This window comes from Pseudomonas sp., from assembly GCF_035554175.1.
Classification (GTDB): Bacteria; Pseudomonadota; Gammaproteobacteria; order Pseudomonadales; family Pseudomonadaceae; genus Aquipseudomonas.
The window spans coordinates 49822-65295 of sequence record NZ_DATMIV010000002.1 but is presented as its reverse complement, the minus strand read 5'-3'; the positions used below and the strand labels follow the sequence as shown (position 1 = coordinate 65295).

The following is a 15474-nucleotide window of genomic DNA, read 5'->3' as shown; positions in this document are numbered from 1 at the left end:
CTCGCGCACTGACAATATCAGGCCGCCACGGCGTGCTGCTGTTGATGGGGCAGCAGCACCGCGCGCACCGAGTTGCCCGGCTGCAATTGCAGGCGTTTGGCGGTCAGCCGGTCAACCATCAGGCTGTTGCCGAGCAGTCGGCCGGGCGCCACGGTGATTCGGCAGTTCTCCAGGCGGCGGTTGTGAATCAGCCACAGCGGCGCCTGGTCATCCGGGGTGCCAAGGCTCAAGGTCAGCTCAAGGCTGTCGCGTACCGTGCGGATATTGCGGATCGGCGCTTCGATCACCGGGCCACCGTCGAAAATATCGATGTAGCCTTTGTGCGCGAAGCCTTCAGCCTGGAGGATTTTCAACGCCGGCTGAGTGTTCGGGTGGGTCTGGCCGATCGCGGCCTGCGCCTGTTCGGTCAACAGGCAGGTATACAGCGGCTGACGCGGCATCAGCTCGGCGATAAAGGCTTTGTTGCCCAGGCCCGCCAAGTGATCGGCATGAGTGAAATCTATCTGGAAAAAATGCCGGCCGAGGCTGTCCCAGAACGGCGAACAACCGTTTTCATCGGCACTGCCGCGCAGTTCGGCAATCATCTTCTCGCCAAACAAATGCGGGAATTCGGCGGCAAACAGCAGACGCCCCAGCGACAGCAAGCGGCCATTGCTGCCGTTGCGCTGATCGTGGCGCAGGAACAGCGAGCACAGCTCCGATTGTCCGGTCAGTTCATTGTTGAGAAACAACGTCGGGATCTGTCGTTGAATACCCAGGTCGGGTGCAGAACTGACGGTCACGCCAAGCCGGTAGTTGTACCAGGGCTCGCGCAAACCCACGGCGCCAGCCATCGCGCTGACGCCGACTACCCGCTGGTCATCGTCCTCGAGCACGAACAGGTAATCGGCATCGGCCCGTTCCACCTGCTCGGCGAACGCCCGTTGCGCCCAGCGCACCCGATGCGCCAGTCGGTCCTCGTTGGCCGGAAGGGTGGTGAAGCCTGGTCCTGCTTGCTCCACGAGGGTCATCAAGGCAGGCAGGTCACTGACTTTTACCGGACGGACAATCATGCTCTAACTCCTTTTGCGTGCCGATTCAGGCACGAACGGGGCGCGCGGATCACAGGGCGATCAACCGAATCGAACTGCCATCGCTCACTTTCAGCGCTGCACAGATCGCCGGAGTGAGGGGCAGTGGTTGTTCGGGGTGATAGTCGAGCTCGGTGACGATGGCGCGGTAGTCATGCAGTGCGTCGTTGCTCAACAAATAGCGACCACGGGCGTCCATCGAAGCTTGTTGCCGGACGATGGCGGTCTGGCTGCCAGTGATCGAACGAATGTTCACGGTGCGCGCATACAGGGTCGGACCGGCGTCGAACAGGTCGATGTAGCTGTTGGTTTCGAAGCCTTCGCGCTCAAGGATGTCGAACGCTTCCTGGCCGTCCGGATGGACGCGGCCGATGCAGTCCTGCGCCGCTTGCGGCAGCATCGGCACATAGATCGGGTATTGCGGCATCAGTTCGGCAAGGAACGTGCGACTTTGCAACCCGCACAGGCGCTCGGCTTCCGCGTAGGGCAGGTCGAAGAAATGCTTGCCCAGCGCATCCCAGAACGGTGATTGACCGTTCTCGTCGCTGTAGCCGACGATTTCGGTGATCACCGCGTCAGAAAATCGCTCGGCATGCGCGGCGATAAACAGCAGGCGCGCCCGTGACAGCAGCTCGGAAAACGGCGTGCGCACCAACGTGGCGTCGATGTGAAAACCACGCAGCAAGGTATGCCCGCTGAGGTCATGGCACAACGACAAGGCCGGCACGCCATGCTCGATGTTCAATTCCCGCGAAGCACTGGTGAAATGTCGATTGCGCAAGCTGTAGAACGGCTCTTTGCAACCCGCGGTAGCGAGGATTTCCGAGCAGCCGACCAGTTGCTGACGTTGGAGATCTTCGAGTACGAAGAAATAGTTCTCCGGGCCGTGGGCTGTGGCGGCACTGTCGAACGAGGCGCACGAGGCAGCGATTTTCTCGCGCAGGTGTTCGCTGTCATCGGGCAGCGATGTCACGCCGATCAGGCTCTCGCGAGCCAGGCGCTGTAGCTGGGGCAGATCGTTCTGCTCGACTGGGCGTAAGACCAGCATGGATGTACTCCTGTATCAAAAGGTTCGGCCGGTTCGCCGAACCTGACTATCACTGTCGGTTTCCACGCGTTAAAGCGGCGGTCGCCTGATTTGTTGTCAGACGCCGCTCTTTTTCTTGTCAGCCATTGCTCGGATCGGGCAGCACCGTGCTGGCGCCGAGCTTGTTGAGGAAAAACAGATAAACCAGACCCAGAGCGATCCAGATCAGGCCGAGCTTCTGCGCATCGACGCCCATGTTGTACATGATGGCCGCAACGATGATGAAGCCGATCACCGGGCAAAGCAGATGGCGCACAACCTGCCCCGACTTCTGCCGACGCCAGTAGTGGTTGATCACCGTCAGATGCAGCAGCATGAAGCCGCTGAGTGCGCCGAAGTTGATCAGCGAGGTGAGGATGTCCACCGCCTCGATGAACAGGTAGCAGATCAGCAGCGACAACACCGCCACCAGATAAATGCTCAGGTAGGGCGTGTTGTGTTTCGGGTGAACCCTGGCCAGCACCTTTGGCAGCTTGCCGTCGCGCGCCATGCCAAACAGCAGGCGCGACACGGCGGCTTGCGAGGTAATCGCCACGGCCACGCCCCAGGCCAGCGCCGTCGCCACCGCGGTCAGGGTCGCCAGCCAGCTGCCGGCGGCGATTTCAGCGATTTCATAGAACGCGGTGTCGGCGGACTTGAAGCCCATGCCTGCGGCCAGATCGGTGGCGATCCACGTCTGGACCACGAAAATCGTGCCCATCACCGCCAGAGTGATCAGGGCTGCCTTGCCAACACTGCGCCCCGGGTCTTGCTTGATTTCTTCGGCGAGCGTCGATATCGCATCGAAGCCGAGGAATGACAGCACCGCGATCGACACCGCTTGCATCAGCAGGGCAAAGTTGAAAGTTTCCGGGTGATACAACGGCGCAAGGGTCAACTCACCGTTACCGCCACCGTTGTGCAGAGCATTCCAGGCGTAAAACAGGAAGATGCCCAGCACCACCAGTTGCGCCAGCAGGAACAGGATATTCATTCGCGCGGTAAAGGTGATGCCACGCAGGTTGACGAAAGTCGCACTGACCAGGAACGCCAGAATGAAACCGACCTTGGGGATGTCCGGGTACAGATGGTTGAGCGCCATCGCCGCATACAGGTACAGCAACGGCGGAATCAGCAGGTAATCGAGCAGCATCAACCAGCCGGCGATAAAACCGACGTGTTGATCAAGTCCGCGCTGCGCGTAGGAATAGACCGAGCCGGCAATCGGAAACGCCTTGGCCATACTGCCGTAACTCAGCGCGGTGAACAGCATCGCCACCATGCCGATAATGTACGCCAGCGGCACCATCCCCGGTGCCTCTGCGTTCACGTAGCCGTATACACCGAATGGAGCGATGGGGATCATGAAGATCATCCCGTACACCACCAGATCGGTCAGCGTGAGGCTCCGTTTCAACTCTTGCTTGTAGCCGAAATCTTCAATTTCCATGAAGCGCAACTCCTTGTCAGCCATCGGTCGTTTCAGTTGTTCTATCGATCCATCGTTTACCGCAATTCTTACAGCAAAGGTGCGAGGTAGCCGGCCCAACGCGAGACCGCTTCAGGACTGCGCAGCAAATCATTGCGCACCTCGATCAGCACCGCTTCCAGGCCACGTGCGTCGCCGTGCACCGGCACGGTCATGTCGCCTAGTGGATCAATTTTGTACGGCTGGTTGCCGGCGATTTTCAGCGGATGCACTTGCAGTCCGTCGAGCAGACGCTCGGCGTAAGCCTTGGCCTGGCCAAACAAAATGCCGATTTCCAGGGGGCGCGGCTGACCGTAGTACACCGGGGTGAAACTGTGAATGCCAACCACGCGCACCGCCTGGCCTTGCGCGATGCGCTCGTCGATCAACGTCTGCAAACGTGCATGAAAAGGTTTGAACAGAGTCTGGCGGCGATACTCGCGGGCTGCTTCGTCGAGCTCGCGGTTGCCGGGGATCTGATAGATCTCGCTCTGCACGGGAATGCTGTCCGGCGCATGGCGCGGCCGGTTGAGGTCAATCAACAGCCGGGAATAGTTGGCACTGAGCAGCGTGGCACCGAGCTGCTCCGACAATTGTTCGGCCAGTTGCAGCGTGCCGATGTCCCAGGCGATGTGTTCGCGCGCGGCAGCTTCGTCCAGGCCCAGATTGTTCAGGGCTTCGGGAATGTAGCGACTGGCGTGTTCGCACACGAGGATCAACGGATTCGTGGAATCCTCGCGACTCAGGTTGTAGACCGGCCGGGTGTACAACCCCAGCTCGGCGGATTCAGTACAGGCGTGCATAGTGCTCACACAGGTCAGCGGGCGAGAGCTGTTCCGTCAGCGCCAGTTCCTCGGTTTTCAGGGCGTAATAAGTGTCGAGCAGCGGCTTGGGCAGCCATTCGTTAAAGGCCGCACTGTCGCGCAGGCAATCCAGCGCCTGGCTCAGCGAAGCGGGCAGGGCGACGATGCCCCGGGCCTTGCGTTGCTCGTCGTTGAGTGAATCGGGAATTTCATCGGTAATCGCGTTCAGTGCCAGCCGCTGTTCGATGCCCAGCCGCCCGGCGATCAACAGCGCGGCCATGGCCAGATGCGGCGAGGCGGTGGCGTCCAGGGCGCGGAGTTCCAGGTTGAACTGCTGCGCGGCAGACTTGCCACTCAGGGTCACGGTCGGGCAGATGCGCAGCGCCGCTTCCCGGTTCTGCTGCCCCAGGCACGCGTATGACGCGCTCCAGTGGTGTGGTTGCAAGCGTTCGTAAGACAGCGGCGTCGGTGCGGTGAATGCGCACAGCGCCGGCAGATAGTGCAGGATCCCAGCCGCCCAGTGTTGGCCAAGGCTCGACAGGCCATTGCTGGTGCCAGCATCGTAGAGCATTGGCTGACCGGCCAGATCCAGCAGGCTGACATGCAGATGCACCCCGTTGCACACCGCGTCGGCGGCGGTCTTCGGCGCGAAACTGAGGTTGAGCCCCATCTGCCGGGCAATTTCCCGGGTGATTTCGCGCACATTCACCGCACGATCCGCCGCCGCCACGCCAAGGGTCGGGCGGCAAGTGATTTCGTATTGGTGCTTGCCGTATTCCGGCAGAAACATTTCCGGCTCGACGCCGCCGGCGCGCAGGGCACTGAGCAGCCAGCCACCGAATTCGGCACCCTGGCGCTGGGCTTCGAGAGAGAACGCTGCGTGTTCGGCGAACCCTGCGTGCAGGTTGAACTCATGTTCGAAGGCGGCGTTGACCTGCAAACCCAGTTCATCGCGATAGCGCTCGATCTCATCGCGCAGCAGCGTGCGTGGGCAGGCGCGCCACGGCCGGCCGTCGGTTTCGCGAATGTCGGCGTGGAAGTAGTCCAGCACCGGCGCGTCGGCATCCGGGCCGCTGCCGACAGTGACGCGGCTGCTCGGATCCGGGATCAGCCGCAGGTCGCCGTACGCGCCCCACGGATTGCTTGAGGCGATGATGTCTTGTGGCGTCAATGCGCTGTTGGCCGGCACCCAACCGCAACCGGCTGCCTGGTAATGCTCCAGTTCATCGGTGGGAAACGAGCGGCCTCGGCTGATGCCGATCAGATCCGTAGTCACCAGCGTAGTCATCGGCAACGGCTTCAGGCGCAGGCTCATGGCTGCATCTCCTGCAGGCGACCGAGCACCGTGTCGGTGTCGGTGATCCAGCAGTAACCCTTGATCGCGTTCAGGCAGGCGTGATGGCGTTCGGCGCTGTAAGTGGCGCAGGCGTCTTCGACGAGGGTCACCAGATAGCCACGGTCAGCGGCGTCGCGCACGGCCATGTCGACGCACTGGTCGGTGACAATGCCGGCGATGATCAGATGACGGGTTTGCAGGTTGCGCAACACGTAATCGATGTTGGTCGAATTGAACACCCCGGACGAGGTCTTCGGCAGCACGATTTCGTTCTCGGCCGGGGTCAGTTCAGCAATGATCCGGGCTTGTGCGCTGCCCTTGGGCAGGTGCATGTCCGACAGCTTGTGATCCAGCGAGCGGTCGCGACCGTCGGCGGTCAGGCTTTCGATAATCGTGTGCAGCACGTTCTGTCGCGCCTGGCGAAAGGCACTCAGCAGACGTTGTTGATTGGGCACCACCTGAGTGCGCGCGCGCTGGAGAAAATACTCGGCGTCCGGCCCGATCAGGTGCGGGTCGAACTGCGGTTCGAGCCAGGCACGCTGCATGTCCACCAGTAACAATGCGGTGTGGTCGGACGCGAACGGCAGGTCTCGTGGCGAGCGGTGGGGAAGGCAGAACATCCTTATTTTTCCTCCAGCAGATGAGTCGCAAAGTCGTTGCGCACGGCATCGATGCCTTCCAGGCGATCGGCCGGATTCGGCACACGCAAGGTCAGGCAGGCGATCAACGCCTCGACCTGAGCCAGCGCCGGCACCATGGTGTCGAACGGCGACGCCGATTCCACCGGCGCACTGATGATCAGATCGGCCATTTCGCGCAGCGGCGAGGCGTAGACATCGGTGAACAGCACCACTCGTGCGTTGTGGTTCTTCGCCGCCGTGGCCACGCGCAGGGCTTGAGTCTGGTAGCGCCGATAGTCGAACACCAGCACCACGTCCTGCCGTTGCAGATCGAACAAGCGATCGGGCAGCAGGGCGTTGTCTTCCAGGGCAAAGCAACCGGGACGCAGCAGGCGCAGATGGTTGAGCAAATAATTGGCCATCAGAATGCTGAAGCGGCCACCGAAGCAGTAGACCTGATGGCGGCTGTCGAGCAGCCATTCAACCAGGATTCGGACGTCTTCTGGTTGGGTCAGGGCTTGAGTGTCCACCAGCAAGCGGTGGCTGTCGGCCAGATAATGACCCCAGGCATCGTCCTTGTTCTGCTGTGAGCGCGGCTGCAGCAGGGTGCGTGGCGAGCGCAGGCGATGATCCATGTCGCTGAGCAAGGCTTCCTGGAATTCGGCATAACCGCCAAACCCGAGTTTCTTCACCAGCCGCACGATAGTCGGATCGCTGACACCGGCATGTTCCGCCAAACGCGCCATCGGCCCGAGACCATTGCGTGGATACTGATCGAGCAGGGCGCGCACGACTTTGCGCTCTGAGGGCGTCAAGTCCAGACCGGGGTCGGTGATCAGGTCTCTGAGAGGCGGCATCCGGGCTCCTGCTGGATGAGGTGTTGAATTCGTTTCACAATCCGTTGAAAGAGTATTTATGTAATAGGCGCTACATGTCTAGCGGATTTTTGTACAAGTTTTCAGGGCAGCAAAAGCGTGCAAGGTGCCTGTGTAACAAGGGTTGCGCGCAGGTCGCACGAAGTTGTAGGCCATCGCCTTTTACTGTGTCAGCTATTGCTTATATCCCGTGCGCGCCGGCAGTCCTGACAGTCACTGTTTACGGCACAATGGGCCGCGAGCCTACCGCGGGCCATCGCTTTTATCACTTTCGACCGAGTACCTGCTTGTGCCAAGTAGCCGTTTGACACTGATTTGCCATGCGCGAACCGTCGCACAAAAGCTGGCGCGTTTTCCTACGAACGAGCCTGTTGAAGATTTGCCTTTAGCGTCTGAGGCGTTCTGCGCACGATTCGCCTCGCCACGACGCCTGGTCTGCGGGCCTGAGCTGCGGACACAGCAAACGGCGGCGTGGTTTGGTGCTGATGCGCAGATCGACCCGGCTCTGCGCGATTGCGACTGGGGGCGCTGGCACGGCCAGTCGATCAAGGACCTGCAAGCCAAGCAAGACGAGGCGTTGCAGACCTGGCTGGCCGATCCTGAAGCGGCGCCCCATGGCGGCGAATCTGTCAGGCAACTGACGCAGCGAATCGCGAAGTGGCTCGATACAGTCGCCGTGATGCCCGGACACGTGGTCGCGGTCACCCACCCGTTCGTTGTGCGTGCGGCGCTGATGCAAGTACTGCAAGGCACGGCGTTCAATGCAATTGATGTTGAGCCGCTATCGATGATTGAGCTGCGCTTCAACGGCATCTGGCGGCTACGCTTGCCGGGCATGGACCTTCAAGAGGAATCCTGATGAAACAGCTGCTGGTCATCGGTATTGGCGCGGGGAATCCGGACTACATCACGATGCAGGCGGTGAAAGCGCTGAATCGGGTCGACGTGTTCTTTCTCATGGATAAAGGCCAGAGCAAGCACGCTTTGATCGATCTGCGCCGCCAGATCTGCGAGCGCTATATCACCGATCATGCCTACCGCTTTGTCGAGGCCTCGAGTCCGGAGCGTGAGCGGGGCGACGTCGACTACACGGCGAGTGTCGATGCGCTGAACCGCGCCAAGCAACAGACTTTCGAACGGCTGATCAATGATGAATTGTCCGACGGCCAGTGTGGCGGTTTGCTGATATGGGGCGATCCGATGTTGTACGACAGCACGCTGCGGATCCTTCAAGCGATTCAGGCGTCAGGTCGCTGTGCGTTCGAGTACGAGGTGATTCCCGGGATTACCAGCGTGCAGGCTTTGGCGGCGCAGCACAAAGTCCCGCTGAATACGATTGGCCGCAGCGTGGAAATCACCACGGGACGACGGCTGGCGGCGGGACGGGTGAGTGAGGCGGACAGCGTCGTGGTCATGCTCGATGCCGAGGATGCCTATCAGCGGGTGGCAGATCGGCAGACCGAGATATTCTGGGGAGCTTACCTGGGCACGCCGGACGAAATACTGATCAGCGGCCGATTGGCGGATGTCGCCGACGAAATCGAACGGGTGCGCAAAACGGCGCGGGCTGAACACGGGTGGATCATGGATACCTATCTGCTGCGCAAGCCTTAGCTTTTCGCTGGCTGATCCGGCCCTTTCGCGAGCAAGCTCGCTCCCACAGTGGCATGCATTGCAAAATGTGGGAGCGAGCTTGCTCGCGAAGGGGCCGGAATATCCAAAGCACATTCCGAATGAGCAAAAGAAACCCGGTCCACCGCAAGGCGCACCGGGTTTTTTGTTGCCAGCCAACAGCGGATGTCGTGGATCCGCCGCTGGCCTTGAACTCCGTATCAGGCCCGTTCCAGCGCCAGCGCCACACCCTGGCCGCCGCCAATGCACAAGGTCGCCAGACCTTTTTTCGCATCACGCTTGAGCATCTCGTGCAGCAATGTCACCAGCACGCGGCAGCCCGATGCACCGATCGGGTGACCGAGGGCGATGGCGCCGCCGTTGACGTTGACCTTGTCCAGATCCCATTGCAGGTCCTTGGCCACGGCCAGCGATTGCGCGGCGAATGCTTCGTTGGCTTCGATCAGATCGAGTTGACCGATATCCCAGCCGGCCTTGTCCAGGCAGCGGCGGGTGGCCGAGACCGGGCCGATGCCCATGATCGCCGGGTCGACGCCAGCGTTGGCGTATGCGGCAATGCTGGCCAGCACCGGCAGGCCCAGTGCTTTGGCTTTCTCGGCGCTCATCAGAATCACGGCGGCGGCGCCGTCGTTGAGCGAAGAGGCGTTGCCAGCGGTGACGCTACCGTCCTTTTTGAATGCCGGGCGCAGTTTCGCCAGGGATTCGGCGGTCGTGTCGCCGCGTGGCTGCTCGTCGACCTTGAACGCGACCGGATCACCCTTGCGCTGCGGGATCAGGATCGGGGTGATTTCATCGACGAAGCGCCCGGTCTCGATGGCAGCCGCGGCTTTCTGCTGAGAAGCGGCGGCAAAGGCGTCCTGCTGTTCGCGGCTGATCTCGTACTTGTCGACCAGATTTTCTGCGGTGATGCCCATGTGGTAATCGTTGAATGCGTCCCACAGGCCATCGCTGATCATGGTGTCGACGATCTGCGCGTGACCCATGCGCAAACCGGTGCGCGCGCCCGGCACGATGTAGTTGGCCAGACTCATGTTTTCCTGGCCGCCGGCGATGATCACCTCGGCGTCGCCGCAGCGGATCGCCTGCGCGCCCAGATGCAGGGCCTTGAGGCCCGACCCGCAGACCTTGTTCAGGGTCATTGCCGGCACCGCGTGGGGCAGGCCGGCCTTGATCGCGGCCTGACGCGCCGGGTTCTGCCCGGCACCGGCGGTCAACACCTGGCCCATGATCACTTCATCGACCTGCGCACCGTCCAGGCCGGTCTGTTCGAGCAACTGGCGGATCACCGCCGCGCCCAGATCAACCGCGGAGACATTGGCCAGGGAGCCCTGAAAACTGCCGATCGCGGTACGCGTGGCGGCAACAATGACGACGTCTTGCATTTTCGAACTCCTCACTCGGCAGCGAACTGCATTTCCGGTACGTGATCCGGGACGATCAGTTTACCAGCGGTTTTGGCGACGATTTCCTCGACGCTGACGCCAGGTGCGCGTTCCTTGAGGACAAAAGCGCCATTTTCGATTTCCAGATAGGCGAGGTCGGTCAGCACGCGCTTGATGCAACCGGCGCCGGTCAGCGGCAGGCTGCATTTGGCCAGCAGCTTGGACTCACCGTCCTTGGACGCGTGGGTCATGATCACGATGATGTTGTCGGCACCGGCCACCAGATCCATCGCGCCACCCATGCCCTTGACCAGTTTGCCGGGAATCATCCACGAGGCAATGTTGCCTTCGACGTCCACTTCGAACGCGCCGAGTACGGTCAGGTCGACGTGGCCGCCGCGGATCATCGCGAAGGATTCGGCGGAATTGAAGATCGACGCGCCGATTCGCGCGGTCACCGTTTGTTTACCGGCGTTGATCATGTCGGCATCAATGGTTTCTTCTGTGGGAAAAGGCCCCATGCCGAGCAGGCCGTTTTCCGATTGCAGCATGACTTCCATGCCATCGGGGATGTAGTTGGCGACCAGGGTCGGAATGCCGATGCCGAGGTTGACGTAGTAGCCGTCCTGCATTTCGCGGGCGACGCGCTGAGCCATTTGTTCGCGGGTAAGTGCCATGTTGTTCTCCGTAGCCCTGGATTATTTGCGGATGGTGCGCTGTTCGATGCGTTTTTCGAACGTGCCGCAAATGACTCGATCGACGTAGATGCCCGGGGTGTGGATCTGGGTCGGGTCGAGTTCACCGGGTTCGACGATTTCTTCGACTTCGACCACGGTGATCTTGCCGGCGGTGGCGGCCAGCGGGTTGAAGTTCTGCGCGGTGTGGCGGTAGACGACGTTACCGAAATGGTCGGCCTTCCAGCCTTTGACGATGGCGAAGTCGCCGGTGATGGATTCTTCCATCAGGTATTTGCGGCCTTTGAATTCACGCACTTCCTTGCCCTCGGCAACCGGAGTGCCTACGCCGGTGGCGGTGAAGAAGGCCGGAATGCCGGCGCCGCCCGCGCGCATTTTCTCGGCGAGGGTACCTTGCGGGGTCAGGATGACTTCGATGTCCCCCTTGAGCAATTGTTCTTCGAACAGCTTGTTCTCGCCGACGTACGAGGCGATGACTTTGCTGATCTGACGGTCGGTGAGCAGTACGCCAAGGCCGAAACCATCGACGCCGCAGTTATTGGAAACCACGGTGAGGTCGCGAGTGCCCTTGCGCTTGATCTCGGCGATCAGGTTTTCCGGAATGCCGCACAGTCCGAAGCCGCCGGCGATGACGGTCATGCCGTCTTCCAGCCCGGCCATCGCTTCCTCGTAGGAACTCACACGCTTGTCGAAACCTGCCATAGGTACCTCTTTTATTATTTGCGGGCGGCTGGCTAGCCGGATGACGGGAGTGTCTCTCTGAGGAATATATTTGTTAAGTTGATTTTTGCGGTTGATTGATTGATAAATCTTGATAATTAATTTTTTGGCGATCTCCTGTAGGCGCTGCCGAAGGCTGCGATCTTTTGATCTTGAAAATCAACGGCAAAAGATCGCATCCTTCGGCAGCTCCTACATCGGGCCATCGCGTTACGGCTTGCAGCTACAACCGGAGCAAAGCGACCATGACCATCAAACAGATCCGTGCCTTTCTCGCCGTGGCCAACAGCTTGAGTTTCGCCGTAGCCTGCGAGCGTCTGCACCTGTCGCAGTCCGCGTTGAGCCTGACGATCAAAGCACTGGAGGAGGGGCTGGGCGGGCGTTTGTTCAGCCGCAATACGCGCAACGTCGCGCTGACCCCGGAAGGCGAGTCCTTGTTGCCGCTGGCGCGCCGGCTGATCGCCGACTGGGACAACGCCGAAGACGAAATGCGTCAGCGTTTCAGCCTGCAGCGCGGGCGGGTGACGCTGGCGGCGATGCCGTCATTTGCCGGCAATCTGCTGCCACCGATCCTCAAGAATTTTCGCGCGCGTTATCCAAACGTCAACGTCACGGTCAATGACGTGATCAATGAACAAGTGCTGGAAATGGTCCGCGATCGGCAGGTGGAACTCGGTGTGGCGTTCGCGCCGATGCAGAACACATCGATGACGTTTACGCCTTTGTATGTGGATCGCTTTGTCGCCGTGGTGCCGGCGGATTCAGCCCTGGCGGAGCGCGCGGATATCGATTGGCAAACCTTGTTGCAGGAGCCGTTCATCACCTTGCAGCGGCCATCGACGGTGCGGGTGATGCTTGAAGAGCATTTGCAGGCGCGCGGGATGAAACTGCCGGTAGAGTTCGAGAGCCATCAATTGGCGACAGTCGGCCGGATGGTGGCCAGCGGGCTCGGGGTCAGCGCGGTGCCGGCGTTGTGCGCGGGGCAGATGCAGGAGCTGGGCGCGCATTGTCTGACCTTGAACGATTCGGTCGAACGGGCGATTGGTGTGTTGACCGAGCCGGGCAATGAATTGTCGGCGGCGGCGCAGGCGCTGTTCGACATTCTCAAGGCTGAAAATTTGCAGCGCCAGTTCGATTTTCCCGTCACCCCAGCAAGAGAGGAACAGGCAGTCGAACGCTGATTCAGTGTGGGAGCGAGCCTGCCCGCGAAAAACGGTAACGCGATCTAAACCTTCGCCATCCGCCATAGATACCACGCCGCCACTGTCCGGTAAGGGCTCCAGGCCTGGCCGATTTCGATCATCTGCTTGCGCGTCGGCTGCGCTTCGAGGCCTTTCAAGCGCCGATAACCCTCGCGCACACCGAAGTCGTCGGCCGGCAGGATGTCCATGCGTTCAAGGCTGTAGATCAGCAGCATTTCCACGGTCCAGCGGCCGACGCCGCGCAGGCTGGTCAGACGTTCGATCAGGGTTTCATCGTCCATCGCCCGCGCCGTCGGGTAATCTGGAACCACGCCATCGAGCGTCGCCTGGGCAATCCCCTGAATCGTCGCAATCTTGCTCGCCGAAAATCCACAGCTACGCAGTTGCTCGACCTCAGCCGCCAGAAGCTGCGCCGGACGAGGAAAAGCCAGGCCGGGAAACAACCGGGTCAAGCGCCCGAGAATCGCGTCGCCGGCCTTGGCATGCAGCTGTTGATAGGCGATCGCCCGCACCAGCGACTCATACGGATCGCGCGCCGGATGCGGCTGATGCAGGCAGGGGCCGACGGCGCTGATGTGGCGCTGCCAGTCGCAATCCACTGCGGCCAGAAAGGCACTGGCCGCGTCATAAACGTCAGCCATGCTGTTTCAGCAAACCATTGACTTCGCTGTAGGTAAATGCCTTGAGTTCGCGGGTATCGAGGGTGCCAGTGGCAAGGAAGCTTTTCACCAGGCCACCCATCGCGCCGTAGAGGAATTCGGCAATCCCGGAGCCGGCACTCAGGCGGCGCACACCAATATCTTGCAGTTCCTGCGGTGAAGGCAGGCCCGGCAAGCCGAGCACGTTCACCGGCAGCGCCGTGCCCTGGCAGATCGCCGCGATTTCGTCAGCCGCCATGACCCCGGCGGCAAACAGCCCATCGGTGCCGGCAGCCTGATACAGCGCAGCGCGGCGCAAGGTTTCGGCCACGCGCTGCTCGGCCGGCACCAGAGCGCGCAGGTAAACATCGGTGCGCGCGTTGATGAACAGCTTCACACCGCGCTTGCCCGCCACCTCGCGGGCCAAGGCGATCTTGCTTGCGAGCAATTCAGGATCGCCCGAGCCGTCCTCGATGTTGATCCCCACCGCGCCAGCGGCAATCACCGCGTCCAGCACTTCAGCTACGCCGCCGAGATCATCGGAATAACCGGCCTCGACATCCACGCTCAGCGGCACGCTGACCACCCGTGCAATCGATTCCACCGTCGCCACCAAACGTTCGAGGGGCAGGGCGTTGCCGTCCGGATAGCCATGGGCCCAGGCCACCGCCGCGCTGCTGGTGGCGACAGCCTGACCGCCCAGGCTCTCGACCAGCCGCGCCCCAGTAGCGTCGGCCACGTTGGTCAGAATCAACAGGCCCTGCTGGTGCAATTGGTGAAACTGCGCATCGAGCGTAGTCATCGAAATCCCTTCTCGTTTGATTGATTGAATGCTTCAGAAAGCCAGTTGTCGGGTCATTTGCAGCGCAGCGTTTTCCAGCCTGAGCAGGAAGGCCTTGCGCGGCTGTCCTCCACCATAGCCGGTCAGCGAGCCGTCCGCGCCGATCACCCGGTGACACGGCACCACGATCGACAACCGATTGTGCCCGTTGGCCAGGCCCACCGCACGGCTGGCACCGGGTTTGCCCAACGCCGCCGCGATAGCGCCGTAGGTGCTGGTGTGACCGTAGGGGATTTGCAGCAGCGCCGCCCACACCTCGCGGGCGAACGCGCTGCCGGGCAGATGCAATGGCACGCTGAATTGCTTGAGTCTGCCGGCAAAGTAATCGGCCAACTGCGCCTCGATTTGTTGCAGATGCGCATTGTGACCGGGTGCGATCGCGTAACCATAACGGTTCTGCAACGCTTCGACTTCGCGGGTCAGCGCCGGTCGATCGAGGAACTCCAGCAGCACCAGCCCCCGACGCTCGGCCATGGCTATCATCGGTCCCAGCGGTGTCGTTAGGCGGCTGAACAGCAACGGTTCACTGTTGGCCGTGCGGCCCGGGGTGATGTGGAAGGACTTCTGAAACGCGTCGCGAAAACCACTGAGCGATTCATAACCGGAATCGAATGCAGCGTGATCGATCGAAGCACCTTGCTTGATCCCGCCCAGCGCCATGCCCAGACGGCGGGTGCGCAGCCACGCGTGGAAGGTCATGCCGAAATGTTGCTTGAACCAGCGCCGCAGCTTCAGCGGCTCGATGCCTTCATCGAGCAACTGTGCGTCGCTCCAGCGTCGTTCGGGCATGGCGTCCACTGCATTGAGCAGGCGCTGCACCCAGTCTGGCGCGATGGCCGCAGCGTCCAGTGGCTTGCAGCGCAGGCAGGCGCGATAACCGGCACACAGGCACTCATCGGCGTGAGCGAAGAATTCAACGTTTTCAGGTTTCGGCTTGCGTGCGGTGCAGCTGGGGCGGCAGAAGATCCCGGTGGTTTTCACGGCCGTGAAGAATACGCCTTCATAGGCAGTGTCGCGTTCGAGCATGGCGCGAACCATCTCGGCGTGTGGGGGCAGGACAGCGGCTGGTATGTTCATGGCCTGAGGGTAAATCCGCTTGTTCGATGGCTCCACCGAAAAATCGACA

Annotated in this window: 16 protein-coding genes; 3 read left to right on the top strand and 13 right to left on the bottom strand. The window is 61.2% G+C overall.

Going from position 1 to position 15474, the window contains the following annotated elements; all coding sequences use genetic code 11:
- Positions 1 to 17 precede the first annotated feature (17 nt).
- The 7 genes from aruG to VNV36_RS01145 all read right to left on the bottom strand — a co-directional run bounded on the left by aruG (position 18) and on the right by VNV36_RS01145 (position 7220).
- Positions 18 to 1052 (bottom strand): arginine N-succinyltransferase subunit beta, encoded by a 1035-nt coding sequence (aruG, locus tag VNV36_RS01175; RefSeq protein WP_325715456.1) that lies wholly within the window; start codon positions 1050 to 1052, stop codon positions 18 to 20.
- Positions 1053 to 1101: 49 nt separating this feature from the next.
- Positions 1102 to 2118, bottom strand: a complete 1017-nt coding sequence (astA, locus tag VNV36_RS01170; RefSeq protein WP_325715455.1) for an arginine N-succinyltransferase — start codon at positions 2116 to 2118, stop codon at positions 1102 to 1104.
- 118 nt (positions 2119 to 2236) lie between these two features.
- The gene (locus tag VNV36_RS01165) at positions 2237 to 3586 is read right to left on the bottom strand and encodes an APC family permease (RefSeq protein ID WP_325715453.1); all 1350 of its coding nucleotides are present in this window, start codon (positions 3584 to 3586) and stop codon (positions 2237 to 2239) included.
- A gap of 68 nt (positions 3587 to 3654) precedes the next feature.
- A complete protein-coding gene (locus VNV36_RS01160) occupies positions 3655 to 4407 on the bottom strand; it encodes an N-formylglutamate amidohydrolase (RefSeq protein WP_325715451.1) in 753 nt (250 codons plus the stop codon).
- A complete protein-coding gene (locus VNV36_RS01155) occupies positions 4391 to 5722 on the bottom strand; it encodes a type I glutamate--ammonia ligase (RefSeq protein ID WP_325715449.1) in 1332 nt (443 codons plus the stop codon). Before VNV36_RS01155 ends, VNV36_RS01160 begins: the two co-directional genes overlap by 17 nt.
- Positions 5719 to 6363: a cysteine hydrolase family protein gene (locus VNV36_RS01150; protein WP_325715447.1), complete on the bottom strand. Its 645-nt coding sequence runs from the start codon at positions 6361 to 6363 to the stop codon at positions 5719 to 5721. Before VNV36_RS01150 ends, VNV36_RS01155 begins: the two co-directional genes overlap by 4 nt.
- 2 nt (positions 6364 to 6365) lie before the next feature.
- Entirely contained in the window at positions 6366 to 7220 is an 855-nt protein-coding gene (locus tag VNV36_RS01145) for a MurR/RpiR family transcriptional regulator (protein WP_325715445.1), read from the bottom strand.
- A gap of 307 nt (positions 7221 to 7527) precedes the next feature.
- Here VNV36_RS01145 and VNV36_RS01140 point away from each other — a divergent pair, with 307 nt between their 5' ends.
- Both VNV36_RS01140 and cobF read left to right on the top strand, forming a co-directional pair.
- Positions 7528 to 8097 (top strand): histidine phosphatase family protein, encoded by a 570-nt coding sequence (locus tag VNV36_RS01140; protein ID WP_325715483.1) that lies wholly within the window; start codon positions 7528 to 7530, stop codon positions 8095 to 8097.
- The gene (gene cobF, locus VNV36_RS01135; RefSeq protein WP_325715443.1) at positions 8097 to 8852 is read left to right on the top strand and encodes a precorrin-6A synthase (deacetylating); all 756 of its coding nucleotides are present in this window, start codon (positions 8097 to 8099) and stop codon (positions 8850 to 8852) included. Before VNV36_RS01140 ends, cobF begins: the two co-directional genes overlap by 1 nt.
- A 218-nt stretch (positions 8853 to 9070) precedes the next feature.
- Here the strand turns inward: cobF and VNV36_RS01130 are convergent, their stop codons facing one another.
- Genes VNV36_RS01130 through VNV36_RS01120 form a run of 3 tightly spaced genes read right to left on the bottom strand, consistent with a single transcriptional unit; the run spans position 9071 to position 11649 of the window.
- Positions 9071 to 10252: an acetyl-CoA C-acetyltransferase gene (locus VNV36_RS01130; RefSeq protein ID WP_325715441.1), complete on the bottom strand. Its 1182-nt coding sequence runs from the start codon at positions 10250 to 10252 to the stop codon at positions 9071 to 9073.
- A gap of 11 nt (positions 10253 to 10263) precedes the next feature.
- Complete coding sequence (locus tag VNV36_RS01125) at positions 10264 to 10929, bottom strand: CoA transferase subunit B (protein ID WP_325715439.1); 666 nt, start codon at positions 10927 to 10929, stop codon at positions 10264 to 10266.
- A gap of 21 nt (positions 10930 to 10950) precedes the next feature.
- Complete coding sequence (locus VNV36_RS01120) at positions 10951 to 11649, bottom strand: CoA transferase subunit A (protein ID WP_042609530.1); 699 nt, start codon at positions 11647 to 11649, stop codon at positions 10951 to 10953.
- A 263-nt stretch (positions 11650 to 11912) separates the two neighbouring features.
- On the opposite strand from VNV36_RS01120, the gene VNV36_RS01115 reads away from it, so the two are divergent.
- A complete protein-coding gene (locus VNV36_RS01115; protein WP_325715436.1) occupies positions 11913 to 12848 on the top strand; it encodes a LysR family transcriptional regulator in 936 nt (311 codons plus the stop codon).
- Between the two features lie 44 nt (positions 12849 to 12892).
- Here the strand turns inward: VNV36_RS01115 and VNV36_RS01110 are convergent, their stop codons facing one another.
- The 3 genes from VNV36_RS01110 to VNV36_RS01100 are packed head-to-tail and all read right to left on the bottom strand — an operon-like array spanning position 12893 to position 15425.
- A complete protein-coding gene (locus VNV36_RS01110) occupies positions 12893 to 13510 on the bottom strand; it encodes a DNA-3-methyladenine glycosylase family protein (protein ID WP_325715434.1) in 618 nt (205 codons plus the stop codon).
- The gene (locus VNV36_RS01105) at positions 13503 to 14309 is read right to left on the bottom strand and encodes an isocitrate lyase/PEP mutase family protein (protein ID WP_325715432.1); all 807 of its coding nucleotides are present in this window, start codon (positions 14307 to 14309) and stop codon (positions 13503 to 13505) included. The genes VNV36_RS01110 and VNV36_RS01105 overlap by 8 nt, the downstream gene beginning before the upstream one ends.
- Positions 14310 to 14342: 33 nt before the next feature.
- Positions 14343 to 15425, bottom strand: coding sequence for a bifunctional transcriptional activator/DNA repair enzyme AdaA (locus VNV36_RS01100; protein WP_325715430.1), 1083 nt, complete (start codon positions 15423 to 15425; stop codon positions 14343 to 14345).
- Between the last annotated feature and the right edge of the window lie 49 nt (positions 15426 to 15474).

What these genes read in the sequence shown, in the direction of transcription:
- aruG (WP_325715456.1), bottom strand. Translation starts at nt 1,052, where the DNA reads ATGATTGTCCGTCCGGTAAAAGTCAGTGACCTGCCTGCCTTGATGACC.
- VNV36_RS01150 (WP_325715447.1), bottom strand. Translation starts at nt 6,363, where the DNA reads ATGTTCTGCCTTCCCCACCGCTCGCCACGAGACCTGCCGTTCGCGTCC.
- VNV36_RS01110 (WP_325715434.1), bottom strand. Translation starts at nt 13,510, where the DNA reads ATGGCTGACGTTTATGACGCGGCCAGTGCCTTTCTGGCCGCAGTGGAT.
- VNV36_RS01120 (WP_042609530.1), bottom strand. Translation starts at nt 11,649, where the DNA reads ATGGCAGGTTTCGACAAGCGTGTGAGTTCCTACGAGGAAGCGATGGCC.
- VNV36_RS01125 (WP_325715439.1), bottom strand. Translation starts at nt 10,929, where the DNA reads ATGGCACTTACCCGCGAACAAATGGCTCAGCGCGTCGCCCGCGAAATG.
- cobF (WP_325715443.1), top strand. Translation starts at nt 8,097, where the DNA reads ATGAAACAGCTGCTGGTCATCGGTATTGGCGCGGGGAATCCGGACTAC.
- VNV36_RS01160 (WP_325715451.1), bottom strand. Translation starts at nt 4,407, where the DNA reads ATGCACGCCTGTACTGAATCCGCCGAGCTGGGGTTGTACACCCGGCCG.
- VNV36_RS01115 (WP_325715436.1), top strand. Translation starts at nt 11,913, where the DNA reads ATGACCATCAAACAGATCCGTGCCTTTCTCGCCGTGGCCAACAGCTTG.
- VNV36_RS01165 (WP_325715453.1), bottom strand. Translation starts at nt 3,586, where the DNA reads ATGGAAATTGAAGATTTCGGCTACAAGCAAGAGTTGAAACGGAGCCTC.
- VNV36_RS01145 (WP_325715445.1), bottom strand. Translation starts at nt 7,220, where the DNA reads ATGCCGCCTCTCAGAGACCTGATCACCGACCCCGGTCTGGACTTGACG.
- VNV36_RS01105 (WP_325715432.1), bottom strand. Translation starts at nt 14,309, where the DNA reads ATGACTACGCTCGATGCGCAGTTTCACCAATTGCACCAGCAGGGCCTG.
- VNV36_RS01130 (WP_325715441.1), bottom strand. Translation starts at nt 10,252, where the DNA reads ATGCAAGACGTCGTCATTGTTGCCGCCACGCGTACCGCGATCGGCAGT.
- VNV36_RS01155 (WP_325715449.1), bottom strand. Translation starts at nt 5,722, where the DNA reads ATGAGCCTGCGCCTGAAGCCGTTGCCGATGACTACGCTGGTGACTACG.
- astA (WP_325715455.1), bottom strand. Translation starts at nt 2,118, where the DNA reads ATGCTGGTCTTACGCCCAGTCGAGCAGAACGATCTGCCCCAGCTACAG.
- VNV36_RS01100 (WP_325715430.1), bottom strand. Translation starts at nt 15,425, where the DNA reads ATGAACATACCAGCCGCTGTCCTGCCCCCACACGCCGAGATGGTTCGC.